Raw genomic sequence first — 24,297 nt, 5'->3', positions numbered from 1 at the left:
TGATTTCCCTGCTCTGATGGACTCTGCAATGACCGACCAGACCACCCGCCTTCCCGTTCGCCGCGCGCTGATCAGCGTTTCCGACAAGACCGGTATTCTCGACTTCGCCCGCGAGCTCGTCGCTCTGGGCGTCGAGATCCTGTCCACCGGCGGTACCTACAAGCTGCTCAAGGACAACGGGATCGCTGCCGTGGAGGTCGCCGACTACACCGGCTTTCCGGAGATGATGGACGGTCGCGTGAAGACCCTGCACCCGAAAATCCACGGCGGCATTCTCGGCCGCCGCGCCCTCGACGGCGCAGTAATGGATGAGCACGGCATCAAGCCGATCGACCTGGTCGCGGTCAACCTGTACCCCTTTGCAGCCACCGTTGCCAAGCCGGACTGCACCCTGCCGGACGCCATCGAGAACATCGATATCGGCGGCCCGACCATGGTTCGCTCCGCCGCCAAGAACCACAAGGACGTGGCCATCGTGGTCAACACCAGTGACTACGCCGGTGTACTGGAGGCGCTGAAAGACGGCGGCCTGACCTACGCCCAGCGCTTCAACCTGGCACTCAAGGCCTTCGAGCACACCTCGGCCTACGACGGCATGATCGCCAACTACCTGGGCACCATCGACCAGGATGCCGACACCCTGTCCACCGCCAACCGCGGCCAGTTCCCGCGCACCTTCAACGCCCAGTTCATCAAGGCGCAGGAAATGCGCTACGGCGAGAACCCGCATCAAGACGCAGCGTTCTACACCGAGCATGCTGCCGAGGCTTGCATTGCCACCGCCGTCCAGCTGCAGGGCAAGGAGCTGTCGTTCAACAACGTCGCCGACACCGATGCCGCGCTGGAATGCGTGAAGAGCTTCGTCAAGCCGGCCTGCGTCATCGTCAAGCACGCCAATCCCTGCGGCGTGGCCGTGGCCCTGGACAGCGAAGGCGGCATCCGCCAGGCCTATGAACTGGCCTACGCCACTGACACCGAATCGGCCTTTGGCGGCATCATCGCTTTCAACCGCGAACTGGACGGTGCCACTGCCCAGGCCATCGTCGAACGCCAGTTCGTCGAAGTGATCATCGCGCCGAAAGTCAGCACCGAGGCCCGTGCTGTGGTCGCTGCCAAAGCCAATGTGCGCCTGCTCGAATGCGGTGAGTGGCCAGCCGAGCGCAGCGCCGGCTGGGACTTCAAACGCGTCAACGGCGGCCTGCTGGTACAGAGCCGCGACGTCGGCATGATCACCGCCGATGACCTGAAGATCGTCACCCAGCGCGCGCCGAGCGAGCAGGAAGTGCACGACCTGATCTTCGCCTGGAAAGTGGCCAAGTTCGTCAAGTCCAACGCCATCGTCTACGCCAAGAATCGCCAGACCATTGGTGTCGGCGCCGGCCAGATGAGCCGCGTCAATTCCGCACGCATCGCCGCGATCAAGGCTGAGCACGCCGGCCTGCAGGTGCAGGGCGCGGTCATGGCCTCGGACGCCTTCTTCCCGTTCCGCGATGGCATCGATAATGCGGCCAAGGCTGGCATCACTGCGGTGATCCAGCCGGGCGGTTCGATGCGCGACGCGGAAGTCATCGCCGCGGCCGACGAAGCAGGCATCGCCATGGTGTTCACCGGCATGCGTCACTTCCGCCATTGATTGGCATGGCCGCGCTGGAGCAGGCGTCTGCGTTGTTGCGGACGACTTCGCTAATGCTCATTGCCAGTCGGCAACTGCGCTTATCGAAGCCATCCGCGCCTAGCATCCACCAGCTCCATCGCGGCCCGATAGCTTGTTAGCAGCAGAATTTCGTAGGGTGGATAACGCTCTGCTTATCCACCGAACGGGCCACCGGCCCGCCTCCACAAGGAGCCAGCAATGAACGTATTGATCATCGGCAGCGGCGGTCGTGAACACGCCCTGGCCTGGAAAGTCGCCCAGGACTCACGTGTCGCCAAGGTGTTCGTCGCACCAGGCAACGCCGGCACCGCCACAGAGGCCAAGTGCGAGAACGTCGCCATCGACGTGCTGGCCATCGAGCAATTGGCCGACTTCGCCGAGAAGAACGTGCAGCTGACTATCGTTGGCCCGGAAGCGCCGCTGGTGAAAGGCGTGGTTGACCTGTTCCGCTCGCGCAATCTGGATATCTTTGGCCCTACTGCGGCCGCTGCCCAGCTGGAAGGCTCCAAGGCCTTCACCAAGGACTTTCTCGCCCGTCACGCGATCCCTACCGCCGACTACCAGAACTTCACCGAAGTCGAGCCGGCCCTGGCCTACCTGCAAAAGGTCGGCGCACCGATCGTGGTCAAGGCCGACGGCCTGGCGGCCGGTAAAGGCGTGATCGTCGCGATGACCCTGGACGAAGCCGAAGACGCCGTACGCGACATGCTCGCCGGCAACGCCTTTGGTGAGGCCGGTTCGCGCGTCGTCATCGAGGAGTTCCTTGACGGCGAAGAGGCCAGTTTCATCGTCATGGTCGACGGCGAGAACGTGCTGCCGATGGCCACCAGTCAGGACCACAAGCGTGTTGGCGACGGCGACAGCGGCCCGAACACCGGCGGCATGGGCGCCTACTCGCCGGCACCCGTGGTTACCGCCGAGGTGCACCAACGCGTAATGGACGAAGTGATCTACCCAACCGTGCGCGGCATGGCGTCCGAAGGCAATGTCTACACCGGCTTCCTGTATGCCGGCCTGATGATCGACAAGGCTGGCAAGCCGAAAGTCATCGAATTCAACTGCCGCTTCGGCGACCCGGAAACCCAGCCGATCATGGTGCGCCTGGAAAGCTCCCTGGTGCTGCTGGTCGAGGCCGCGCTGGCCAAGGCACTGGACAAGGTCGAGGCGACCTGGGACCCGCGCCCAACCGTGGGCGTGGTGATCGCTGCCGGTGGCTACCCGGCCGACTATGCCAAGGGTGATGTGATCGACGGCCTGGCCGATGCTGCCGCCCTCGAAGGCAAGGTCTTCCATGCCGGCACTGCGCTGAACGCCGCAGGTGAGATCATCACCGCCGGTGGCCGGGTCCTGTGTGCTACGGCAATCGGCAAGAGCGTGTCCGATGCCCAGCAGCAAGCCTACCGTCTGGCGGAAAAGATTCGCTGGAATGGCAGCTTCTACCGTAACGACATCGGCTACCGTGCCATTGCTCGTGAACGCGGCGAAGGCTGAGACCACGACTGTCTGGCAAAAGGCAGCCCAGCGGCTGCCTTTTGTCCATAGCCCGTGGCTATAATCAGGTACTCACCATCGAAGGGATTTCGCCAGTGCAACGGCTCAGGATCGCCACCGGATTCATCGCCAGCCTGTTGCTGGCAGTGCTCTGCTTGCCAGCTGCGCATGCAGACACAGCCCTGAGCGAGCCACAACCGCAAGAAGTCTGGTCCATTCTGGTCGACCCGACCGCACAGCTCGGCTTCGAGGACATTCGCAACCAGTCCTCTCACTTCCAGCCTATCGACAAACGCGCCATCACCTTTCCGTCCTCGACGCAGGCCATCTGGCTGCATATCAAGACCCCGCCCTACCAGCAGCCGCATTGGCTTTGGCTGTTCGCACCACGCGTGCAATTCCTGGACTACTACCTGCTGCGCAATGGCGAGCTGGAACAACAGATCAACACGGGTGAATCACGCTCGGTCAACTCACGCCCCCTGCCCTCGCGAGCCTACCTGTTCTCCCAACCCAATGACGGGCAACCGCGTGAAGCCTATATCCGCATGACCTCGAATCATGTGGTGATGCTGTGGTTCAAGGCCATCGACGAACGCGGCCTGGTCATGCAGGAACGGCCTGCCTACCTGTTCGGCGCCCTGCTCGGCGGCTTGCTGCTGCTGACGCTGTTCAATCTGCTGCGCCTGGCCTACTCACGTAACGCCAGCCACTTCTGGCTGGCCTGCCTGCATGTTGCGCTGGCCCTGTGCGCCACCTGTAACGTTGGCTTGCTGGCCGTATGGATTCCCGAGCTGGGCTACAACCAGTCGTTGATCGCCGACCTGTCGGCGTTGAGTACCGCCATCTGCCTGCTGGCCTTCACCCTCTGCTTCTTCCACAACACCCCAGCACAGCACAGCCGCCTGCGTTATCTATTGATCGTCGAATTGGTGGCAATCATCGGCGTGTCGCTGCTGATCCTGTTTACCGGGCTGTTCTGGTACAACTGGCTGGTCTATCTGCTGATGATGGTGTCCGCCATCACAGTACCGATCATCGCCTTCGTACACTGGCGCAGTGGCTATCAACCAGCTCGCCTGGTGGCGATCGGGCTCACCATCTTCAACCTGGGTTTCGCCTGCTTCGCCCCGATTCTGCTGGGCTTCGACCAGCTCAATCCAGGCTGGCTGGTACTGGGTCTGTTCAGTGTGGCCATGCTCTGCGGCCTGATCCTCAGCACTGCGATGACAGAACGCCAACGGCAGATCCAGCGCGAAACCCTGGCCCTGCGCACCAGCGAAGCCGCCACCAGCGCCGAGCTACGCGCCAAGGCGGAGTTCCTGGCCAAGATCAGCCACGAGATCCGCACACCCATGAACGGCGTGCTGGGCATGACCGAGTTGCTGCTCGGCACGCCGATGTCAGCCAAGCAGCGTGACTATGTGCAGACCATCCACAGCGCCGGCAACGAGCTGCTGGCCCTGATCAACGAAATTCTCGATATCTCCAAGCTGGAATCCGGACAGATCGAACTGGACGACGTGCAGTTCGACCTCAACGCCCTGGTCGACGACTGCCTGGATATCTTCCGCGCCAAGGCCGAACAGCAGAAGGTCGAGCTGATCAGTTTCATGCAGCCGCAGGTGCCGCGCGTCATCAGTGGCGACCCGACCCGCTTGCGCCAGGCCCTGCTCAGCCTGCTCGACAATGCCTTCCGGCAGACCAACGAAGGCGAAGTGCTGCTGGTCGTCGCCCTTGATACGCAACATGAAACCCCGCGCCTGCGCATTGCCGTACAAGACAGCGGCCGGGCACTGGAGGCCAGCGAACAGGACGCGCTGCTCAACGCCGAGCTGCACAGCACCGACTTCCTCTCCGCGAGCAAGCTGGGCGGCCGACTGGGGCTGATCATCGCGCGGCAACTGGTACGTCTGATGGGCGGCGAGTTCGGTATCCAGAGTGGCGACAAACAGGGCAGCACCCTGTGGCTGAGCCTCCCCCTGGACAGCGCGCGCCTGGAACACCATAACGCCGATCTCGACAGCCCGCTGCAAGGCGCTCGTCTGCTGGTGGTGGATGACAACGAGACCTGCCGCAAGGTCCTCGTGCAGCAGTGCAACGCCTGGGGCTTGCAGGTCAGCGCCGTACCGTCGGGCAAGGAAGCACTGGCCCTGCTGCGGACCAAGGCGCACATCCGCGAGTTCTTCGACGTGGTCCTGCTCGATCAGGAAATGCCCGGCATGACCGGCATGCAGCTGGCGGCAAAGATCAAGGAAGACCCCAATCTCAATCACGATATCCTTGTGATCATGCTCACCGGCATCAGCAATGCGCCCAGCAAGATCATCGCGCGCAATGCCGGAATCAAACGCATCCTGGCCAAGCCCGTGGCCGGCTACACGCTCAAGACCACGCTTGCCGACGAGTTGGCGCAGCGCAAGAGCGGCAGTTTCCCGCAGTCCTCCAGCCCGAGCAGCGAAGCACCACCGCTCACCGTTCCGGCCGACTTCAAGATCCTGGTCGCCGAAGACAACAGCATCTCCACCAAGGTCATCCGCGGCATGCTGAACAAACTCAGTCTGCAGCCGGACACCGCCAGCAATGGCGAGGAAGCCCTGCGCGCCATGCAGGCCACGCAGTACGACCTGGTACTGATGGACTGCGAAATGCCCGTGCTCGACGGTTTTTCCGCCACGGAACAACTGCGCGCCTGGGAGTTGCGCGAGCATCGCCCACGCACGCCGGTGGTGGCGCTTACCGCCCACATCCTCGCCGAGCATAAGGAACGGGCACGCCTGGTCGGCATGGACGGCCACATGGCCAAGCCGGTGGAAATGTCGCAACTGCGCGAACTCATCGGCCAGTGGGTAGCGGAAAAGGAACGTAACCGCACACCGGATGCTCTCCCTAGCTGATACGGCCTCCAGGCCGTTATGCTGACGCCCACTGCCCCTGTCGAGCTCAACCCATGTCATCCGAGTTGTTTAGTCTGTACCTGAAGATGCTGGTGCTCTACAGCCCATTCTTCGTGTTGTCCTGCTTCATCAGCCTGACCCCGGGCTACACCACTCGGGAGCGCAAGAAGCTGGCCTGGAAAGTGGCCCTCGGCACCCTGATCGCCAGCACCCTGTTGTATCTCTTCGGGCAAATCATTTTCGACCTGTTCGGCATCACGGCCGACGCATTCCGCATCGGTGCCGGCAGCGTGTTGTTCATCTCGGCACTGGGCATGGCCCAGGGCAAGTCAGTGGTGCAGAGCGACAACATTCACCAGGACGTCACCATCGTGCCACTGACCATTCCCCTCACCGTCGGCCCGGGAACCATCGGCGCCCTGCTGGTGATGGGCGTCAGCCATCCACACTGGGACGACAAACTGGTCGCGGTCGGCGGCATCACCCTGGCCAGCCTCACCGTCGGCTGCATTCTGTACCTGTCCCATGGTTTCGAACGCTTGCTCGGCGAGAAAGGCCTGCAAATCGTCAGCCGCCTGATGGGGTTGTTCGTCTGCGCACTGGCGGCGCAGATCATCTTTACTGGCGTACGCGGTTACCTGCTTCCCGCCTAGGTGTAACAGCGCACCAGCAATGCGCGAATTCGCGTGCATGCTGGGTCGCTCAGATATTTTTTGCACCAGAACAGCGCACACCTTGGGCCCCACGAGCGCCTAACTCCGCTTACCCCAAGGTCTGCGTTGCTTGGCATGGATACTGCGAAAGAGACCTGCCAATAGCATGGTCGTCCTTTATCCCACCATGAATGCTCCCGTCACTCCTGCGCTGTTTACTCCCAACTGGCATGCCGAGCTGGAACTGGGCTATGCCCGCGTAGCAGACAGCACCCGGCCGATACATCGGCGCCATTGTGGTCCGCTGCGGGTGCAGAAGCACCTGTATGCCGAGGGCCCTGAAGTCTGCCAGCACATCATCGTCCATCCACCCGGCGGCATTGCCGGCGGTGATCGACTGAATATCAGCGCCAACGTTGGCGAAAACGCCTGGGCACAACTGACCAGCCCCGGAGCAGCCAAGTGGTACCGCGCCGGCGGGCCGGCCTTCCAGCAGGTCGAGCTGCGTGTCGCCGCCGGTGCGACCCTGGAATGGCTGCCCCAGGAAAGCATCGTCTACGCTGGAGCCCAGGCCGAGCTGAGCACACGCATCGACCTCACCAGCGACGCCCGCCTGTTCTACTGGGACATGATCGCCCTCGGCCGGCCTGCCGCAGGCGAGCGCTTCGACAGCGGCTATTTCCAATCGCACCTGGATATCCGCCGCGACGGCCAGTTGCTCTGGCACGAACGCCAGCGCATCACGGGCGACGACGGCCTGCTCGACTCGCCCATCGGCCTGGACGGCCACCCGGTGTTCGCCACGCTGCTGCTCAGCGGCACACTCGACGCCGACCTGCTGGAGCGCTGCCGCGAGCTGTCGGCAGTCACCAGCGGCCAGTTGCGCGGTGACCTCAGCCAGTTGCCTGGCCTGATCGTTGCACGTTGCCTGGCCAGCGAAGCCCTGCACGCACGGGCCTGGCTGATCGAACTGTGGCGCCTGCTGCGTCCGACACTGCTCGGCCGCGAGGCCGTGCCACCCCGTATCTGGAGTACCTGATGGATCGCACTACGCAGGGTGGAAAACCGCGCAGCATTTTCCACGGGGTGACCATCCACCACCGCACGGTGGATAAGAACAACGACATCCACCCTACGCCGCACCTCACAACGAATTCAGGCGCTGCACAGCACGCGCCCGCACCACTGGAGCAAGACGATGGATCTGAGTCCACGCGAGAAAGACAAACTGCTGATCTTCACTGCCGGCTTGGTCGCCGAACGCCGCCTGGCGCGCGGGGTGAAGCTCAACTACCCGGAGGCCATGGCCTACATTTCCGCCGCCCTGCTCGAAGGCGCCCGCGATGGCCGCAACGTGGCCGACCTGATGCACTTCGGCACCACCCTGCTCAGCCGCGAACAGGTAATGAAAGGCGTACCGGAGATGATCCCAGAGATCCAGATCGAAGCCACCTTCCCCGACGGCACCAAGCTGGTCACTGTCCACCAACCGATTGCGTAACCCGTAGAGCGGGGGTACCCGCCCTACCGCGCATGACCTTATGGGTTCCTGGAATTACCGATGACCATCCACGACGCAACGCAAGCCGACCTGCCCGGCATCCTGGCCATCTATAACGACGCGGTGCTCAACACCACGGCGATCTGGAACGAGACCGAGGTCGGCCTGGCCAACCGCCGCGCCTGGCTGGCCGAGCGCCACGCCACCGGTTTTCCCGTGCTGGTAGCGACCAACGACGCCGGCGAGGTGCTCGGCTACGCCAGCTATGGCACCTGGCGCAGCATCGAGGGCTTTCGCCACACCGTCGAACACTCGGTCTATGTGCGCAACGACCAGCGCGGCCAGGGCCTCGGCCCGGCGCTGATGCAGGCACTGATCGAGCGCGCCCGCGCGGCCAAGCTGCATGTGATGGTCGCCGCCATCGAGCGCGAAAACGCCGCCTCCATCCACCTGCACGAACGCCTCGGTTTCGTCACCACGGGGCAGATGCCCCAGGTCGGGCGCAAGTTCGGCCGCTGGCTGGACCTCACCTTCATGCAACTCATCCTGGAGTGAAACGCAGATGATTCCCGGCGAATACCAGATCCAGAACGGCGAGATCGAACTCAACGCCGGACGCCGCACCCTCAGCATCAACGTGGCCAACAGCGGCGACCGACCGATCCAGGTTGGCTCGCATTTCCACTTCTTTGAAACCAACGACGCGCTGACCTTCGACAGGCCGAGTACGCGGGGCATGCGTCTGAATATTCCGGCCGGCACCGCAGTGCGCTTCGAGCCAGGGCAATCGCGCGACGTCGAGCTGGTCGACCTGGCCGGCGAGCGCCGGGTATTCGGCTTCGCCGGGCGAGTGATGGGGGAGCTTTAGCGCCACGCTGCGCCCCTGCGCCCCTGCGCCGATAGTTCCCCACGCACCGCGTGGGAACTTATAACGGGACGCTCTGCACCCCAGCGACGCAGAGCGTCGCAAGCTGCATGCCCACGCTCCGCGTGGGCACGATCAATCCTACGAATCCGAGGACCGGGATGAAAATCAGCCGCCAAGCCTACGCCGACATGTTCGGCCCCACCGTCGGCGACAAGGTGCGCCTGGCCGACACCAACCTGTGGATCGAGGTGGAGAAGGACTTCACCACCTACGGCGACGAAGTGAAGTTCGGCGGCGGCAAGGTCATCCGCGACGGTATGGGCCAGAGCCAGCTCTGCGCCGCCGAGGTGGTCGACACGGTGATCACCAACGCGCTGATCATCGACCACTGGGGCATCGTCAAGGCCGACGTCGGCCTCAAGGACGGCCGCATCAAAGCCATCGGCAAAGCCGGCAACCCAGACATCCAGCCCGATGTGACCATCGCCGTCGGCGGCGCCACCGAAGTCATCGCCGGCGAGGGCATGATCCTCACCGCCGGCGGCATCGATACGCACATCCACTTCATCTGCCCGCAGCAGATCGAAGAGGCGTTGATGAGCGGCACCACCACCATGATCGGTGGCGGCACGGGCCCGGCCACCGGCACCTTCGCCACCACTGTGACCCCCGGCCCGTGGCACATGGCCAATATGCTCAAGGCCGCCGACGCCTTCCCGATGAACATCGGCTTCACCGGCAAGGGCAACGTCTCGCTGCCGCAGCCGCTGATCGAGCAGATCGAAGCCGGCGCCATCGGCCTCAAGCTGCACGAGGACTGGGGCACCACGCCCGCGGCCATCGACAACTGCCTGAGCGTGGCCGACCAGTACGACATCCAGGTGGCGATCCACACCGACACGCTCAACGAGTCCGGCTTCGTCGAGACCACCCTCGGCGCGTTCAAGGGCCGCACTATCCACACCTACCACACCGAGGGTGCGGGCGGCGGCCACGCCCCGGACATCATCAAGGCCTGCGGTTTCCCCAACGTGCTGCCCAGCTCGACCAACCCGACCCGGCCGTTCACCCGCAACACCATCGACGAGCACCTGGACATGCTCATGGTCTGCCACCACCTGGACCCGAGCATTGCCGAGGACGTAGCCTTCGCCGAGAGTCGCATCCGCCGCGAGACCATCGCCGCCGAAGACATCCTGCACGACCTCGGCGCGTTCTCGATGATCAGCTCCGACAGCCAGGCCATGGGCCGCGTCGGCGAGGTGATCACCCGCACCTGGCAGACCGCCGACAAGATGAAGAAGCAGCGCGGCGCCCTGCCGGGCGACGGCCCGGGCAATGACAATTTCCGGGTGAAACGCTACATCGCCAAGTACACCATCAACCCGGCGATCACCCACGGCATCAGCCACGAAGTCGGTTCCATCGAAGTGGGCAAGTTCGCCGACTTGGTGCTCTGGCGCCCGGCGTTCTTCGGCGTCAAACCGACGCTGATCCTGAAAGGCGGGGCGATTGCCGCCAGCCTGATGGGCGACGCCAATGCCTCGATCCCGACCCCGCAGCCAGTGCACTACCGCCCGATGTTCGGCAGCTACGCCGGCATGCTGCACGCCACCAGCCTGACCTTTATCAGCCAGGCGGCGATGGACGCTGGCGTGCCGAAGAAACTCGGTTTGCAGAAGAAGATCGCTGTAGTCAAAGGCTGTCGCGAGGTGCAGAAAGCCGATCTGATCCATAACGACTATCTGCCGACTATCGACGTCGACCCGCAAAACTACCAAGTCAAGGCCGACGGCCAGTTGCTCTGGTGTGAGCCGGCAGAGGTGCTGCCGATGGCGCAGCGCTACTTCCTGTTTTGAGCTATCAACAGGATATACATCAACCACCATAACCAGCAGAGAACAACAGCCCCAGCACTATCGGCATCACCGCCACGCTACCCAGGTTGCCGATCAGCACCATGGCAGCCACCTTGTGCGGTTCCTGCTGGAACTGTTCCGCAAGAATGTAATTGAGCACGGCCGGCGGCAGTGCAGCGAATACCCAGAGCGTGGCCAGTTGCACGCCCTGAAGATCGAGCAGATGGATCATTGGCCAGGCCAGCAGCAGACCACTGGCAGGGCAGGCGATGGCGCCGAGCAGGCCCAGGCGCCAGGCACTGAAATCCACATCCAGCAGGCGCACGCCCAGGGCGAACAGCATCAGTGGCACGCTCACCTGGCCTAGCATGTCGCATGAGGTCAACAGCCACCCTGGCAAGGGCACACCACCCAGGTTGACCGACAGGCCGGCGATACTGGCAATCACCACCGGCACACGCAGTAGGCGCCAGAGCGGCACCTTCGGGTTGAGCACATACAGCCCCACCGAGAAGTGCAGCAGCATTTCCACGACGAACAGCACCACCGCCGCCGGCAACGCTTTTTCGCCGAAGGCCAGCACCATGAGCGGAATACCCATATTGCCGGTGTTGTTGAACATCATCGGTGGCAGGAACGTGCGCAGGTCCAGCTTCAAGACACGCGTCAATGGCCACAACAACAGCCCCGAGCCCAACACGATAACCGTCCCGGCCAGGGCGAGATCGGCATAGTCCTGCAGCGGTGCCTTCTGGTCCGCCAATACCGCGAAGACCAGCAGTGGCACGAACAACTCCATGTTCAGGGTGTTCAGTACACGGATATCCGGGCTGCGGAAACGCCCGTAGAGCGCACCGCACCCGGCGATAAGGAACACGGGCAGCAACGTGGAAAGGATTTGCGCGAACATCAAGGCTCCGAACGGCAAGGCAGGCAGCGGCAAAGTTCGTTAGCTTCGCAAGTAGTTCGCCATTCGGGCAATGACAATCTGCCTGAAACACGCGCCCTCAAGCGCCTGCACGCTAGCAGCAAACGCTGGGTGGCATGGCTGCGAGCAAACTCAACGCAGTTGGCTGTCCTTGCTGCCCCGACGGTTATAGCCGCTGTAGCTGGCCTCTTTATCGTGCTCGCTCTGACAGGTCACGCACAGGTGGACACCTGGCACGGCCTTGCGCCGCGCCTCGGGAATCTCCACCCCACACACCTCGCAGTGCCGCAGGCTCTCGCCCTTGTGCAACTGGCTGCGGGCGCGCTGCACGGCATCCTCGATGCTGTTGTCGATCTGCTCTTGCACTGCCCCGTCGCTGGTCCAGCCACCGGCCATGACAACCTCCACATTCATGGTGCCTACCTGATCTAGACAGGCACCCCGAGGGATGGTTTTACACGCGTGACTACTCCTTCACATCCATGTATTCACGCGCCCAGACGATGTAGTCCTCGGGCTGGGTGTACTTGTGAGATAGTTCGGAGGCGCTGAGATTGGACGTGCCGGCAGTGATCTGACGCTGCTCGCGCAGGCAGTCGTAGGTCGCCTTGATCGCGGCGAAATAGGCGGCGTGACCGTCCACGGCAACGCGCACACCGAGGTCCGCGAGACGCGCATCGTCGCGCAGTGATGGATTGCCGTAGGTCACCAGCATCAGCGGCACGCTGAGGTGTTCGGCGATCTGCTCGAGATGCTCGAAGTCACGCACGCCGACCATGCAGATGCCATCGGCGCCGGCGGCCTGGTAGGCCTTGGTCCGGTTGATCACTTCCTCGACATCCAGCATCCCGGCGTGTGTGCGGGCAATGATCGCCAACTCGCTGTCGACCCGGGCCTCCAGCGCCGCACGGATCTTGCCCACGCCTTCGCCAACACTGATCAGGTCAGTGGACTTGCGCCCAAACTGGGCCGGCAACAGGGTGTCTTCGATGGTCAGCGCAGCGATACCGGCACGCTCCAGTTCGACCACCGTGCGCATCACGTTCAACGCGTTGCCGTAGCCATGGTCGGCATCGGCGATTACCGGCAGACGGGCGACTCGACCGATACGCGTGGCCTGCTCGACGAATTCGCTCAGGGTGATCAGGGCGAAGTCCGGCGCAGCCAGTACCTGCAGAGACGCCACCGAGCCACCAAGGATGCCCACCTCGAACCCCAGATCAGCGGCAATACGCGCCGACATTGGATCAAAGACGGAAGCCGTGTGATAGCAGGCACGCGCGGCGAGCAAGGCACGGAAGTCGCTGCGCAGTTGGTGATGGGAGGCTCTTTGCATAGTGAATTCCAACTACATGTGAAGTCTGGCGAGGTGAAGTCTGGTCTGTACGACCAAACGTACTAGCAAGACACATACCGAATGTGTCCAATCAGTTTGACAGGCGCCTGTTACGGCTTGTCAGTGAATAAGCCATGGCGGATTCACGCCGCCAGAACGCACGGAGTGGCGATACGCCGCCACTACATGGGGAGTGCAGGGGTGAACACGCTGGCCCCAGCCAACAAGCCGTAGGCCATCCATAGCGCCACCAGGGCATAGCCCAGGCGCGGCATCCACGTGGCGAATTGCGTCTGAAAGCTGGCAAGGGCCTGGCTTTGCCGATTGGCATAACCGAGCAGTGCAGCCGGTAGCGTACCGCTTGCCTCGCCCGTATGCACCAGGCCTACGAGTTGCGCCCTGTCGGGAACATCAAGGGACTGCAGGGCCGCCACCAGTGAGGCACCTGCCAACACACGTTGCTGCAGAGTCATGAAGTCGCGCCGCAAGCTGTTGCTGCTCAACGTCGCCGCGGCCTTGGGCAACGCATCGAACGTCGACACACCAGACTCCAGCATCAACCCCAGGCTTTCACTGTAATCACGCAGATTGCGCCGCACGTACAGCGCCCCAAGCAGCGGCAGACGCAGCAACCCCTCATCCAGCAGGCTGGCATGCGCCGCAGCAGGTTGTTCCGCGCGCTGGATAAGATGACGCACCACAAACCACAGCCCGCCGAGAACCAGCAACGGCTTGAGGACTCCCCAGACATATCCGCCCAGGGTCAGATCGCCGGCGACCAGACTGGGCAATGGCTGGACCAGCAAGGCCAACAGCAAGACCGCCGCAGGCAGCAGCAATCGCGCATGCAGGGCCTTGGCCTGCTCGGCGCGCTGTGCGTAGCCATCCGCCAGGCGTTGATAAAGTCGCGCCGGGCTGCCGGCACTCTGCGCCGCCTGAACCAGCGTCACTTCCAATGGCGAAAACAATCCCGCCAGTTGGCCGGCACGCGCCAGATCGCGCCCCTGCTGTAGATGGCGCAGCATAATGGCCACCCGCGACTGCATCTGTGGGCGCAACTGCACGATGGCCAGCGCACGTTCCACCGACACGCCAGCCTGCTCCAGCGCACCAAGCTGAGCGAACAGCTGGGCACGCTCGGCATAACTCAGCGCGGCGGCGGGTGACGGCATGGGACAGGTCCGGTTGAAACAATCCCGCAGTGTAACGGCAGAGCCTGTTTCGAGACACTGCGACGGGATCACCATGCCGACCTGCTGCCAGACTGGCTCAACACCGATGATCGGCATACAAATGCACGAGCACGCGGCGCGACTCTCGCATAAACTGCGCGGCCGTTTTTTTCACCGGAACCGCAGCAGCATGAGTCACGATCTTTCTGCCAATGCCCTGGGCATCGACTTCGGCACCTCCAACTCCACCGTCGGCTGGTGGCGGGCCGGCGTGGAGCCCCTGCTGGAACTGGAAGACGGCAAGATCACCCTGCCCTCCGTGGTGTTCTTCAACACCGAAGAGCGCCGCCCGGTCTATGGTCGCCAGGCGCTCAACGAATACCTGGAGGGCTATGAAGGCCGCCTGATGCGCTCGCTGAAGAGCCTGCTCGGCTCGAAACTGCTGAAGAGTGAAACCACGGTGCTCGGCAGCGCCCTGCCGTTCCGCGATCTGCTGGGCTTCTTCATCGGCGAGCTGAAGAAACGTGCCGAAGCCTTCGCTGGCCGCGAGTTCGAACAGGTGGTGCTCGGTCGCCCGGTGTTCTTCGTCGACGACGACCCCATCGCCGACCAGGAAGCCGCCAACACCCTGGTCGCCGTGGCGCATAAGCTCGGCTTCAAGGATGTGTCCTTCCAGTTCGAGCCCATCGCCGCGGCCTTCGACTACGAGCGCACGATCACCCGCGAAGAACGTGTACTGATCGTCGACATCGGTGGCGGTACCTCGGACTTTTCGTTGATCCGCCTGTCGCCCGAGCGCCGCGACGTGGCCGACCGCCAGAGCGATATCCTCGCCACCGGCGGTGTGCACATCGGCGGCACCGACTTCGACAAACAACTGAGCCTGGAAGGCGTGATGCCGCTGTTCGGCTATGGCAGCCGGATGAAGAGCGACGCCTTCATGCCCACCAGCTACCACCTCAACCTGGCCACCTGGCACACGATCAACGCGGTCTATGCACAGAAATCTCAGCTGGCCCTGCAGAACATGCGCTACGACATTGTCGATCCGACCGGCATCGACCGCCTGTTCAAGCTGATCGAGCAGCGCGCCGGACACTGGCTGGCCATGCAGGTGGAAGAAAGCAAGATCGCCCTGACCGAACAATCGCAGCACCGTATCGATCTCGGACGCGTCGAGAGCGATCTCGCCGTGCTGCTCGACCGCACGCTGTTCGACCAGTCCATCGCCGGCCTGCTCGAGCGCGTGCGTGATGGCGTCAGCGCACTGCTGGCCCAGGCCGGGGTTAAGGCTGAAGACATCGACACGGTGTTCTTCACCGGTGGCTCCAGCGGCATTCCAGCGTTGCGTCAGAGCATTTGTGCCCTGCTGCCCAATGCCCGCGCCACCGAAGGCAACACCTTTGGCAGCATCGGCAGCGGCCTGGCCATCGAGGCCAAGAAGCGCTACAGCTGAGCAGCGGCAATCTGTTCGCGCCGATCACGCTGCGCTATGGTGGCGGCTTCTCGCTCAAGGAGCCGCCATGCGCGCCATTACCTCGCCCCTGCTTATCGCCACCCTGCTGATCCTGAGTGCCTGCGACGGCGGCGTGACCCAAGCCAGCCTTCAGGCCGAACAGGCCAAGCAGGCGCAGCAGCAGATGACTCAACTCAAACAGCAGATCGATGCGGCCAATGCCGTGGGTGAACAGCGCCTGAAGGACCTAGAAGGCGCCACGCAATAGTTCGGGGACGGACCCAGATGAAAACGGCGCCCTCAGGCGCCGTTCTTGTCTTCAGCGTATCTGCCCCAGGGCATCCAGCAATGCCTGGTTCTGCTCCGGCGTCCCGATGGTGATCCGCAGGAACTGGGCGATACGGGCCTGCTTGAAGTGGCGCACGAGCACGCTGCGTTCGCGCAGACCAGCAGCCAGCTCCGCCGCATCATGCTCCGGGTGCCGGGCGAAAACGAAGTTGGCGGCCGAGGGCAGCACCTCGAAGCCCAGCGCCTGCAACCCCGCCACCACTGATTCACGGCTGGCGATGACCTTGGCACAGGTGGCCTCGAAGTACTCACGGTCATCGAAAGCCGCTGCAGCGCCGACGATGGCCGCGCGATCGAGCGGGTAGGAGTTGAAGCTGTTCTTGACCCGTTCCAGCGCCTCGATCAACTCAGGCTGCCCAATCGCCAGCCCCACGCGCGCGCCGGCCAACGAACGCGACTTCGACAAGGTCTGGCAGACCAGCAGGTTCGGGTACTGGCTGACCAGGCTGACCGCCGACTCGCCGCCAAAGTCGACATAGGCCTCATCCACCAGCACCACGCTGTCCGGGCTGTCCTTGAGCAACTGCTCGACGGCGGCCAGAGGCAGTAAACAGCCAGTCGGGGCATTCGGGTTGGGAAAAATGATCCCGCCGTTGGGCCGCGCATAGTCTTCGACGCGTATCTGGAACTGCTCGTCCAGGGCGATCTGCTCGAACGACACGCCATACAGCCCGCAATACACCGGATAGAAGCTGTAGCTCACATCCGGGAACAGCAGCGGCGCCTCGTGCTGGAACAACCCATGAAAGGCGTGGGCCAGCACCTCATCGGAGCCGTTGCCGACGAACACATGGTTGACCGGCACATCGTAGTAACGCGCGACCGCCTGCTTGAGCACATCGCAGTTGGGGTCCGGATACAGACGCAGGGTGTCGCCGAGTTCAGCCTGCATGGCAGCAATCGCCTTGGGCGACGGACCATAAGGGTTCTCGTTGGTATTGAGCTTGACCAGATTGGCGATCTTGGGCTGCTCACCCGGCACGTAAGGCACCAGGTTCTTGACGAAGGGGCTCCAGAACTTGCTCATTTACCCTTCTCTCCTCGAATTCGTTGGTTTACGCAGGTGGAGGCCACGAAGCCCCACCTGGCCACCGGATAATCACAAGGTGCGCACGACGCACCCTACCTTCAGGACTTGATGCGGTACTCGGCGCTGCGTGCATGAGCGGTCAACGACTCGCCACGGGCCAGCACGCTGGCGACCTTGCCCAGCTCAGAAGCACCGTCCGCCGAGCAATGGATGATCGACGAGCGTTTCTGGAAGTCGTACACACCCAGCGGCGAGGAAAAGCGCGCCGTGCCGGAAGTCGGCAGCACGTGGTTCGGCCCGGCGCAGTAGTCGCCCAACGCTTCGGCGGTGTAGCGGCCCATGAAGATCGCCCCGGCATGACGGATCTGCGGCAGGTACTGTTCGGGGTTTTCCACCGACAGTTCCAGGTGCTCCGGCGCGATGCGGTTGGCCACCTCGATGGCCTGGGCCATATCGGCGACCTGAATCAACGCACCACGGCCTTCGAGGGATGTACGGGCAATCGCTTCGCGCTCCAGGCTCGGCAGCAGGCGCGCAATGCTCTCGGCGACCTTGTCGAGGAACGCCGCGTCCGGACTGACCAGGATCGACTGCGCGTCCTCGTCATGCTCGGCCTGGGAGAACAGGTCCATGGCGATCCAGTCCGGGTCGGTCTGGCCGTCGCAGACCACGAGGATTTCCGACGGGCCGGCGATCATGTCGATGCCGACCTTGCCGAACACGTGGCGCTTGGCGGTGGCCACATAGATATTGCCGGGACCGACGATCTTGTCCACCGGCGGCACGCTCTCGGTGCCGTAGGCCAGCGCCGCCACGGCCTGGGCACCACCGATGGTGAACACGCGGTCGACACCGGCGATGCAGGCGGCAGCGAGGACAATCTCGTTGATCTCGCCACGCGGGGTCGGCACCACCATGACCACTTCCGGCACGCCGGCGACCTTGGCCGGAATGGCGTTCATCAATACCGAGGATGGATAGGACGCCTTGCCGCCGGGTACGTACAGACCGGCGCGATCCAGCGGCGTGACCTTCTGCCCCAGCACCGTGCCGTCGGCCTCGGTGTACTGCCAGGAATCCTGTTTCTGCCGCTCGTGGTACAGGCGCACGCGCTCGGCAGCGATTTCCAGCGAACCACGTTGCTCCGGCGTGATACGCGTCAGAGCCAGTTCCAGGCGCTCACGCGGCAGGATCAGGTCGGCCATCGAGGCGACATCGAGGCCATCGAATTTCTGGGTGAACTCCACCAGCGCCGCATCACCGCGCTCGCGCACGGCCTTGATGATGTCGAGCACACGCTGATTGACGCCATCGTCCGACACACTTTCCCAGCTCAGCAGATGATCCAGATGACGAGCGAAGTCCTGGTCAGCGGCGTTGAGTCGACGGATGGCGATGGGACTGGTCATAGCGGGCCTCTTGATTGGCAAATGCTCAGGCGCCCGTAGAGTACCAGCCGCTCCGTGCGGGCACCTGAGAATTCTGGCTATGACACGGATAGGCGGGCCGAAAAATGCTCCTGCATGTTCGGCATTTCCGCCGTCCTTGGCGGTCGCGCGACGCGATGTCGCGCAAAGGTATCAGCTAGGGTGTCGGGACTCGACGGCGTTGCGCAGGGTGTCGATCAGCGCCTGAATACGGCTGTGCTGCATCTTCATCGATGCCTTGTTGACGATCAGTCGCGAACTGATCGTGGCGATCAGTTCCTGGGCTTCCAGACCATTGGCACGCAGGGTGTTGCCGGTATCGACTACGTCGATGATCTTGTCGGCCAGCCCAACCAGCGGTGCCAGCTCCATGGAACCGTACAGTTTGATCACGTCGACCTGACGACCCTGTTCGGCGTAGTAGCGCTTGGCGACATTGACGAATTTGGTCGCCACGCGCAGGCGGCCCTTGGGCTCCGGCGCACCGACCTTGCCGGCAGTCATCAGCTTGCACTTGGCGATACGCAGGTCGAGCGGCTCGTACAGGCCCTGACCACCGTACTCGAGCAGCACGTCCTTGCCGGCCACGCCGATATCGGCAGCACCATGCTCGACGTAGGTCGGCACGTCGGTGGCGCGGACGATCAGCAACTGCACATCATCCAGCGTGGTTGGGATGATCAGCTTGCGGCTCTTGTCCGGATTCTCGGTCGGTACGATACCTGCCTCGGCCAGCAACGGCAGGGTGTCGTCGAGAATGCGGCCCTTGGACAGCGCGATGGTCAGCATGAACAATCCTTACTAGCCCGGCACACGGCGGATCTTGGCGCCGAGCAGCTGCAGTTTTTCCTCGATGCACTCGTAACCACGGTCGATGTGGTAGATGCGGTCGATCAGGGTTTCGCCTTCGGCCACCAGGGCCGCGATCACCAGGCTGGCCGACGCACGCAGGTCAGTCGCCATGACAGGCGCGCCCTTGAGCTCGGTGGTGCCGGTAACGATGGCCGTGTTGCCTTCGACCAGAATCTGCGCGCCCATGCGGTTCATCTCGTAAACATGCATGAAGCGGTTTTCGAACACGGTCTCGATGACCGTGCCGGTACCCTGGGCAATCGCATTCAGCGAAATGAACTGGGCCTGCATATCGGTCGGAAAGGCCGGGTACGGCGCAGTGCGCACGTTGACGGCTTTCGGCCGCTTGCCCTTCATGTCCAGCTCGATCCAGTCCTTGCCGGTGGTGATTTCCGCACCGGCTTCCTGCAGTTTGGACAGGACAGCTTCGAGGATGGTCGGATCGGTGTCCTTGAGCTTGACCCGGCCCCCAGTAGCAGCAGCAGCCACCAGGTAGGTACCAGTTTCGATACGGTCGGGCATGACGCTGTAGCGACCACCACCGAGGCGCTCGACGCCGTCGATAGTGATGGTGTCGGTACCGGCACCGCTGACCTTGCCGCCCATCGCGTTGATGAAGTTGGCCAGGTCGACCACCTCCGGCTCACGCGCGGCGTTTTCCAGCACGGTGCGGCCACGAGCCAGCGCCGCAGCCATCATGATGTTCTCGGTACCGGTCACGCTGACGATATCGAAGAAGAAGTGCGCACCGCGCAGACCGCCCTCCGGCGCCTTGGCCTTGATGTAGCCACCTTCGACGTCGATCTTCGCGCCCATGGCCTCCAGGCCACGAATGTGCAGGTCAACCGGGCGCGAGCCAATGGCGCAACCACCAGGCAAGGCCACTTCGGCTTCGCCGAAACGGGCGACCATCGGACCGAGCACCAGGATAGAGGCACGCATGGTTTTCACCAGTTCGTACGGCGCGATCAGGGTCTTGATACTGCTGGCGTCGACTTCGACACTCAGTTTCTCGTCGATGATCGGCTGCACGCCCATGCGACCGAACAGCTCGATCATGGTGGTGATGTCGTGCAGGTGCGGCAGGTTGCACACGGTAACCGGCGTATCGGCCAGCAGCGTGGCGGCCAGGATCGGCAGGGCTGCGTTCTTCGCCCCGGAAATGCGGATTTCGCCATCAAGGCGAATGCCGCCGGTGATAATCAGTTTGTCCATTCGGATCTCGTTGCCCGCAGGCTCAGGAGCGCTCGGCCCAGGCGGCCTGGCTGAAAAATTTCATGGTTACCGCGTGGATGGTGCCATCGGCAATCCAGGCATCGAGGTGGGCGTAGATCTGTTGCTGGCGCTTGACCGGGCTCAGGGCCGCCAGCTCATCGCTGATCAGGTTCAGCTGGAAATTGCAGCCTTCGCCTTCTACCTCGACGCGGGCGCCCGGCAATTTCTCTTCCAGAAGGCTTTTAACTTCGACGGCCTGCATGCTCAACCTCGGTCAACGCTGGGAATCATGGGCGAGCCAGGGCTCGCGAGCCGGCCATGATACAAAAAACCCCCTCACCTGCGAAGCCCGCTACCGGGATCACTGACGGAGGCCACCTTCAAACACGCACGATCTAGCAGTGCAGGTCGTGAGCGCCCAAGCCTCAAGCCTGCGGATTCAGCAGCTCCAACAGTCCGGAGACCCGGGCAATGCCCTGCATGTCCTCGGGAATACCCCGCACGGACAGTGATTTCTTTGCCGCACGGGCCTCGCGAATGAACGCCAGCACCAGCGAAAGTCCGACACTGCTGGACTTCACCACGCCTGAACAATCCAGCTTCAACGATCCCGCCGTGCTATGTCGAATCAGCTTGAGGCCGGCCTCAAGCAGCGCCGGGCCGGTGCGGTAGTCGAGCACGCCCTGCAGCTTCAGCTCGCCCGCCGCGCCCTCGACGATTCGAGCCTCCTCAGTCATGACCGGCAGCCTTCTGGCCTTCCTCGGTGTCCTTGGCCTTGGCGACGACTTCAGCCCATCCATCGATGGTCTTGTCGAGGTTGTTGCCATTGCGCTGCATGGTGTCCGCGAACTGGTCACGGAACAGCTTGCCGATATTGATGCCATTGATGATCACGTTACGCAGCATCCACTGGCCGTTGATCAGCACCATGGTGTAGGACACCGGATAAACGGTGCCTTTGCTATCCTTTACTTCCATGCCAACGCTGGCACGGTCAGCGCCTTCATTCTTGGCCGGCAGGACGCGAATACCCTGGTTGTCGTACTCGAGCAGGGCATTGCCGTAGAACTGCATGAGGCTGCGCTTGAAATTTTCCTCGAAGCGCTTCATCTGCTCCGGGGTGGCGCTGCGCGAGTACTTCACGGTCATGATGCTGCGCGAGATGCCATCGCTGTCGACGACCGCTCCCAGGTTCTCGTTCAAGGCGTCATAGAACGCCTGCGGATTTTGCCGATAAGTCGCCTTGTTGGCCTTGAGGTCAGCCAGCAGCTTCTCGGTGGTCTGCTGCACCACATCATGTGCGCTACCAGCTGCCTGGGCGAAGAAAGGCAGGCAAGCCAGTACGACCAGCAAGCCGCGACGCAGGATTGTCATCATGGTCCGAGTCCTCATTTGCTTTCTTTATTGACCGAATTCATCAGGAACTTGCCGATCAGGTCTTCCAGAACCAGCGCCGACTGCGTGTCATGAATGGTGCCGCCATCGGCCAGCACGCGCTCATCGCCGCCCACGCTGAGACCAATGTACTTCTCGCCCAGGAGCCCGGAAGTGAGGATCGACGCGGTGGAGTCGTCCGGCAGGTTATTCACGCGTTTTTCGATCTCCATGGTCACTCGTCCAGTGTAGCTATCGCGGTCGAGATCGATCGCCGTGACCTTGCCGATGGTCACGCCAGCCATGGTCACCTTTGATCTGACCGTCAAACCGGAGATATTGTCGAAATGCGCGTAAAGCTTGTAGGTATCGCCCGAGCTTACGGTCGACAGCCCACTCACACGCAGGGCCAAGAGCAGCAGCGCCAGCAGTCCGGCCAGGAGGAACAGGCCGACGCCGATTTCCAGGGAACGGCTTTGCATCAGAAATCTCCAAACATCAGGGCGGTCAGAATAAAGTCCAGGCCGAGAACGGCCAGCGAGGCATACACCACGGTCTTGGTGGTAGCGCGACTGATACCTTCCGAAGTCGGCTCACAGTCATAACCCTGAAACACGGCGATCCAGGTCACCACGAAGGCGAACACCACACTTTTTATTACGCCATTCAGTACATCCGTACCGAACTGCACACTGTTCTGCATGTTGGCCCAGTACGAGCCGTCATACACACCCAGCCAGTCCACAGCTACCATTGCCCCGCCCCAGATACCGACCACGCTGAAGATGGCGGCAAGCAACGGCATGGAGATGAAGCCCGCCCACAGGCGCGGCGCAATGATGTACTTGAGCGGATCCACGCCAATCATTTCCAGGCTGGAAATCTGCTCGGTGGACTTCATGTTGCCGATCTCGGCCGTCAGGGCGGAGCCGGCGCGACCGGCAAACAGCAGCCCCGTCACCACCGGCCCCAACTCACGCAGCAACGTCAACGCCACCATTTGCCCGACAGCCTGTTCCGAGCCATAGCTGGCCAAAATACTGAACCCTTGCAGGGCAAGCACCATACCGATGAACAGACCCGCCACGACGATGATCGGCAGCGACAACACGCCTACTGAGTACAACTGGCGAATCAGCAGTTGCGTACCATTGCGCAGGCCGCTGCGGCCAAACAGCGAACTGACCAGGAACAGCACCGAACGGCCGAGCACCTGAACGATATCGATGCCCGCACGCCCCAGTAGCGCGATGCGCTCCAAGAGAGACTTCCTGCGCATCAGCGCCCCCCTAACAGATCGTTTAGATAACCCGGCGCCGGGTAATGGAAGGGAACCGGTCCGTCCGGAATGCCTTTCATGAATTGCTGGATGCGGGGGTTATCGGAATTCATCAGCTCTTCTGGCGTCCCCTGCCCCAGCACCTGGCCGTCGCCAACCACATAGATGTAGTCGGCAATACTGGCTGTTTCGGCCAAGTCATGGGACACCACGATACTGGTAATGCCCAATGCATCATTGAGCAGGCGAATCAGCCGCACCAGCACACCCATGGCAATGGGGTCCTGACCGACGAACGGTTCGTCATACATCAGAATCTGCGGATCCAAGGCAATCGCCCGAGCCAACGCAACGCGTCGCTTCATGCCACCGGACAGCTCGTCCGGCATCAGCTCGATGGCACCGCGCAGACCAACGGCCTGCAGCTTCATCAGCACGATGTCGCGGATCATCTCTTCGGGCAGGCGGGTATGCACCCGTAGCGGAAAGGCAACATTCTCGAACACATCAAGGTCGGTAAACAGCGCACCGCTCTGAAACAGCACACCGAACTGCTTGCGCATGTCGAAGAGTGCGGAGCGAGAAAGGGTCGGCAGGTTCTGCCCATTGACCCACACTTCGCCGGCAGATGGCTTGAGCTGGGCAGCGATCAGGCGCAACAGGGTCGTTTTGCCACAACCAGACGGCCCCATGATCGCAGTGACCTTGCCACGGGGGATGTGGATATCGACGTTTTCAAAGATGGTGCGTGCGCCCCGCTTGAAGGTCAGCCCCTTCAACTCGACGGCGTAAGCGTTATCGGCGCTCATCCAAACTCCTTGTGCTACAGCCTGCCAAGCAATTGCGCAGAATTCCGGAAACGGCGCCGGAATGGCTGGCTGGCCGAACAGGGGGCGAAATATACCACTGCCAACCTGTCTGCCCAATGAACGGTAATGAATTCAGGCAATTTAAAGC

The 24,297-nt window shown here is 62.5% G+C and carries 25 protein-coding genes; 11 read left to right on the top strand and 14 right to left on the bottom strand.

Going from position 1 to position 24,297, the window contains the following annotated elements; genetic code table 11:
- Positions 1-28 precede the first annotated feature (28 nt).
- From purH to ureC, 9 genes are all read left to right on the top strand, one after another.
- Complete coding sequence (gene purH, locus ACWPW0_RS04720) at positions 29-1,633, top strand: bifunctional phosphoribosylaminoimidazolecarboxamide formyltransferase/IMP cyclohydrolase (protein WP_454254578.1); 1,605 nt, start codon at positions 29-31, stop codon at positions 1,631-1,633.
- A gap of 219 nt (positions 1,634-1,852) precedes the next feature.
- Positions 1,853-3,145: a phosphoribosylamine--glycine ligase gene (gene purD, locus ACWPW0_RS04715; protein ID WP_447589467.1), complete on the top strand. Its 1,293-nt coding sequence runs from the start codon at positions 1,853-1,855 to the stop codon at positions 3,143-3,145.
- 95 nt (positions 3,146-3,240) lie between these two features.
- Positions 3,241-6,042 carry a response regulator gene (locus tag ACWPW0_RS04710; RefSeq protein ID WP_447589465.1) on the top strand — a complete coding sequence of 934 codons (2,802 nt, stop codon included), beginning with the start codon at positions 3,241-3,243 and terminating at the stop codon, positions 6,040-6,042.
- A 53-nt stretch (positions 6,043-6,095) separates the two neighbouring features.
- A complete protein-coding gene (locus ACWPW0_RS04705; RefSeq protein WP_454254577.1) occupies positions 6,096-6,695 on the top strand; it encodes a MarC family protein in 600 nt (199 codons plus the stop codon).
- Between the two features lie 187 nt (positions 6,696-6,882).
- Positions 6,883-7,734 carry an urease accessory protein UreD gene (locus ACWPW0_RS04700; protein ID WP_454256693.1) on the top strand — a complete coding sequence of 284 codons (852 nt, stop codon included), beginning with the start codon at positions 6,883-6,885 and terminating at the stop codon, positions 7,732-7,734.
- Between the two features lie 159 nt (positions 7,735-7,893).
- Complete coding sequence (gene ureA, locus ACWPW0_RS04695; protein WP_454254576.1) at positions 7,894-8,196, top strand: urease subunit gamma; 303 nt, start codon at positions 7,894-7,896, stop codon at positions 8,194-8,196.
- Between the two features lie 60 nt (positions 8,197-8,256).
- Positions 8,257-8,751 (top strand): N-acetyltransferase family protein, encoded by a 495-nt coding sequence (locus ACWPW0_RS04690; protein ID WP_454254575.1) that lies wholly within the window; start codon positions 8,257-8,259, stop codon positions 8,749-8,751.
- 7 nt (positions 8,752-8,758) lie between these two features.
- The gene (locus tag ACWPW0_RS04685; RefSeq protein ID WP_454254574.1) at positions 8,759-9,064 is read left to right on the top strand and encodes an urease subunit beta; all 306 of its coding nucleotides are present in this window, start codon (positions 8,759-8,761) and stop codon (positions 9,062-9,064) included.
- Between the two features lie 158 nt (positions 9,065-9,222).
- Complete coding sequence (gene ureC, locus ACWPW0_RS04680) at positions 9,223-10,923, top strand: urease subunit alpha (RefSeq protein WP_454254573.1); 1,701 nt, start codon at positions 9,223-9,225, stop codon at positions 10,921-10,923.
- A 19-nt stretch (positions 10,924-10,942) separates the two neighbouring features.
- On the opposite strand, the gene ACWPW0_RS04675 is transcribed toward ureC, so the two are convergent.
- The 4 genes from ACWPW0_RS04675 to ACWPW0_RS04660 form a co-directional block, all read right to left on the bottom strand.
- Entirely contained in the window at positions 10,943-11,833 is an 891-nt protein-coding gene (locus ACWPW0_RS04675) for an AEC family transporter (RefSeq protein ID WP_454254572.1), read from the bottom strand.
- A 150-nt stretch (positions 11,834-11,983) separates the two neighbouring features.
- Positions 11,984-12,247 carry a DksA/TraR family C4-type zinc finger protein gene (locus ACWPW0_RS04670; protein WP_454256692.1) on the bottom strand — a complete coding sequence of 88 codons (264 nt, stop codon included), beginning with the start codon at positions 12,245-12,247 and terminating at the stop codon, positions 11,984-11,986.
- Between the two features lie 70 nt (positions 12,248-12,317).
- Positions 12,318-13,187: an isocitrate lyase/PEP mutase family protein gene (locus tag ACWPW0_RS04665; RefSeq protein WP_447589451.1), complete on the bottom strand. Its 870-nt coding sequence runs from the start codon at positions 13,185-13,187 to the stop codon at positions 12,318-12,320.
- A 182-nt stretch (positions 13,188-13,369) separates the two neighbouring features.
- Entirely contained in the window at positions 13,370-14,359 is a 990-nt protein-coding gene (locus ACWPW0_RS04660) for a type II secretion system F family protein (RefSeq protein WP_454254571.1), read from the bottom strand.
- A 190-nt stretch (positions 14,360-14,549) separates the two neighbouring features.
- Between ACWPW0_RS04660 and ACWPW0_RS04655 the strand changes: the two genes are divergently transcribed.
- Together ACWPW0_RS04655 and ACWPW0_RS04650 are read left to right on the top strand one after the other, a co-directional pair.
- Positions 14,550-15,815, top strand: coding sequence for an Hsp70 family protein (locus ACWPW0_RS04655; protein WP_447589447.1), 1,266 nt, complete (start codon positions 14,550-14,552; stop codon positions 15,813-15,815).
- 67 nt (positions 15,816-15,882) lie between these two features.
- The gene (locus tag ACWPW0_RS04650) at positions 15,883-16,083 is read left to right on the top strand and encodes a hypothetical protein (RefSeq protein ID WP_454254570.1); all 201 of its coding nucleotides are present in this window, start codon (positions 15,883-15,885) and stop codon (positions 16,081-16,083) included.
- A gap of 51 nt (positions 16,084-16,134) precedes the next feature.
- On the opposite strand, the gene hisC is transcribed toward ACWPW0_RS04650, so the two are convergent.
- The 10 genes from hisC to ACWPW0_RS04600 all read right to left on the bottom strand — a co-directional run bounded on the left by hisC (position 16,135) and on the right by ACWPW0_RS04600 (position 24,149).
- On the bottom strand, positions 16,135-17,190 hold the full coding sequence (gene hisC, locus ACWPW0_RS04645; protein ID WP_454254569.1) for a histidinol-phosphate transaminase: 1,056 nt from the start codon (positions 17,188-17,190) through the stop codon (positions 16,135-16,137).
- 101 nt (positions 17,191-17,291) lie between these two features.
- The gene (gene hisD, locus ACWPW0_RS04640; RefSeq protein ID WP_454254568.1) at positions 17,292-18,602 is read right to left on the bottom strand and encodes a histidinol dehydrogenase; all 1,311 of its coding nucleotides are present in this window, start codon (positions 18,600-18,602) and stop codon (positions 17,292-17,294) included.
- Between the two features lie 171 nt (positions 18,603-18,773).
- The gene (hisG, locus tag ACWPW0_RS04635) at positions 18,774-19,409 is read right to left on the bottom strand and encodes an ATP phosphoribosyltransferase (protein ID WP_447589441.1); all 636 of its coding nucleotides are present in this window, start codon (positions 19,407-19,409) and stop codon (positions 18,774-18,776) included.
- A 12-nt stretch (positions 19,410-19,421) separates the two neighbouring features.
- Positions 19,422-20,687 carry a UDP-N-acetylglucosamine 1-carboxyvinyltransferase gene (murA, locus tag ACWPW0_RS04630; protein WP_454254567.1) on the bottom strand — a complete coding sequence of 422 codons (1,266 nt, stop codon included), beginning with the start codon at positions 20,685-20,687 and terminating at the stop codon, positions 19,422-19,424.
- Between the two features lie 22 nt (positions 20,688-20,709).
- Complete coding sequence (locus ACWPW0_RS04625) at positions 20,710-20,949, bottom strand: BolA family protein (RefSeq protein ID WP_447589437.1); 240 nt, start codon at positions 20,947-20,949, stop codon at positions 20,710-20,712.
- A gap of 163 nt (positions 20,950-21,112) precedes the next feature.
- Positions 21,113-21,424, bottom strand: a complete 312-nt coding sequence (locus tag ACWPW0_RS04620) for an STAS domain-containing protein (protein WP_454254566.1) — start codon at positions 21,422-21,424, stop codon at positions 21,113-21,115.
- Positions 21,417-22,064, bottom strand: a complete 648-nt coding sequence (locus ACWPW0_RS04615) for an MlaC/ttg2D family ABC transporter substrate-binding protein (protein WP_447589433.1) — start codon at positions 22,062-22,064, stop codon at positions 21,417-21,419. The genes ACWPW0_RS04620 and ACWPW0_RS04615 overlap by 8 nt, the downstream gene beginning before the upstream one ends.
- 11 nt (positions 22,065-22,075) lie before the next feature.
- Positions 22,076-22,543 carry an outer membrane lipid asymmetry maintenance protein MlaD gene (gene mlaD / locus ACWPW0_RS04610; protein WP_447589432.1) on the bottom strand — a complete coding sequence of 156 codons (468 nt, stop codon included), beginning with the start codon at positions 22,541-22,543 and terminating at the stop codon, positions 22,076-22,078.
- Positions 22,543-23,340 carry a lipid asymmetry maintenance ABC transporter permease subunit MlaE gene (gene mlaE, locus ACWPW0_RS04605; RefSeq protein WP_447589430.1) on the bottom strand — a complete coding sequence of 266 codons (798 nt, stop codon included), beginning with the start codon at positions 23,338-23,340 and terminating at the stop codon, positions 22,543-22,545. Before mlaE ends, mlaD begins: the two co-directional genes overlap by 1 nt.
- On the bottom strand, positions 23,340-24,149 hold the full coding sequence (locus ACWPW0_RS04600) for an ATP-binding cassette domain-containing protein (protein ID WP_447589428.1): 810 nt from the start codon (positions 24,147-24,149) through the stop codon (positions 23,340-23,342). The genes mlaE and ACWPW0_RS04600 overlap by 1 nt, the downstream gene beginning before the upstream one ends.
- Positions 24,150-24,297 lie beyond the last annotated feature (148 nt).

Source organism: Pseudomonas sp. Marseille-Q8238, assembly GCF_965111915.1.
This window is presented reverse-complemented; position numbering and strand designations above follow the sequence as displayed.

Coding starts and splice junctions, on each gene's coding strand:
- ACWPW0_RS04700 (WP_454256693.1), top strand. CDS start 6,883: ATGAATGCTCCCGTCACTCCTGCGCTGTTTACTCCCAACTGGCATGCC.
- ACWPW0_RS04705 (WP_454254577.1), top strand. CDS start 6,096: ATGTCATCCGAGTTGTTTAGTCTGTACCTGAAGATGCTGGTGCTCTAC.
- ACWPW0_RS04665 (WP_447589451.1), bottom strand. CDS start 13,187: ATGCAAAGAGCCTCCCATCACCAACTGCGCAGCGACTTCCGTGCCTTG.
- ureA (WP_454254576.1), top strand. CDS start 7,894: ATGGATCTGAGTCCACGCGAGAAAGACAAACTGCTGATCTTCACTGCC.
- ureC (WP_454254573.1), top strand. CDS start 9,223: ATGAAAATCAGCCGCCAAGCCTACGCCGACATGTTCGGCCCCACCGTC.
- mlaE (WP_447589430.1), bottom strand. CDS start 23,340: ATGCGCAGGAAGTCTCTCTTGGAGCGCATCGCGCTACTGGGGCGTGCG.
- ACWPW0_RS04600 (WP_447589428.1), bottom strand. CDS start 24,149: ATGAGCGCCGATAACGCTTACGCCGTCGAGTTGAAGGGGCTGACCTTC.
- ACWPW0_RS04690 (WP_454254575.1), top strand. CDS start 8,257: ATGACCATCCACGACGCAACGCAAGCCGACCTGCCCGGCATCCTGGCC.
- ACWPW0_RS04675 (WP_454254572.1), bottom strand. CDS start 11,833: ATGTTCGCGCAAATCCTTTCCACGTTGCTGCCCGTGTTCCTTATCGCC.
- purH (WP_454254578.1), top strand. CDS start 29: ATGACCGACCAGACCACCCGCCTTCCCGTTCGCCGCGCGCTGATCAGC.
- ACWPW0_RS04620 (WP_454254566.1), bottom strand. CDS start 21,424: ATGACTGAGGAGGCTCGAATCGTCGAGGGCGCGGCGGGCGAGCTGAAG.
- ACWPW0_RS04685 (WP_454254574.1), top strand. CDS start 8,759: ATGATTCCCGGCGAATACCAGATCCAGAACGGCGAGATCGAACTCAAC.
- hisC (WP_454254569.1), bottom strand. CDS start 17,190: ATGAGCAAGTTCTGGAGCCCCTTCGTCAAGAACCTGGTGCCTTACGTG.
- ACWPW0_RS04615 (WP_447589433.1), bottom strand. CDS start 22,064: ATGATGACAATCCTGCGTCGCGGCTTGCTGGTCGTACTGGCTTGCCTG.
- ACWPW0_RS04660 (WP_454254571.1), bottom strand. CDS start 14,359: ATGCCGTCACCCGCCGCCGCGCTGAGTTATGCCGAGCGTGCCCAGCTG.
- ACWPW0_RS04655 (WP_447589447.1), top strand. CDS start 14,550: ATGAGTCACGATCTTTCTGCCAATGCCCTGGGCATCGACTTCGGCACC.
- ACWPW0_RS04670 (WP_454256692.1), bottom strand. CDS start 12,247: ATGGCCGGTGGCTGGACCAGCGACGGGGCAGTGCAAGAGCAGATCGAC.
- ACWPW0_RS04625 (WP_447589437.1), bottom strand. CDS start 20,949: ATGCAGGCCGTCGAAGTTAAAAGCCTTCTGGAAGAGAAATTGCCGGGC.
- hisG (WP_447589441.1), bottom strand. CDS start 19,409: ATGCTGACCATCGCGCTGTCCAAGGGCCGCATTCTCGACGACACCCTG.
- mlaD (WP_447589432.1), bottom strand. CDS start 22,543: ATGCAAAGCCGTTCCCTGGAAATCGGCGTCGGCCTGTTCCTCCTGGCC.
- murA (WP_454254567.1), bottom strand. CDS start 20,687: ATGGACAAACTGATTATCACCGGCGGCATTCGCCTTGATGGCGAAATC.
- hisD (WP_454254568.1), bottom strand. CDS start 18,602: ATGACCAGTCCCATCGCCATCCGTCGACTCAACGCCGCTGACCAGGAC.
- purD (WP_447589467.1), top strand. CDS start 1,853: ATGAACGTATTGATCATCGGCAGCGGCGGTCGTGAACACGCCCTGGCC.
- ACWPW0_RS04650 (WP_454254570.1), top strand. CDS start 15,883: ATGCGCGCCATTACCTCGCCCCTGCTTATCGCCACCCTGCTGATCCTG.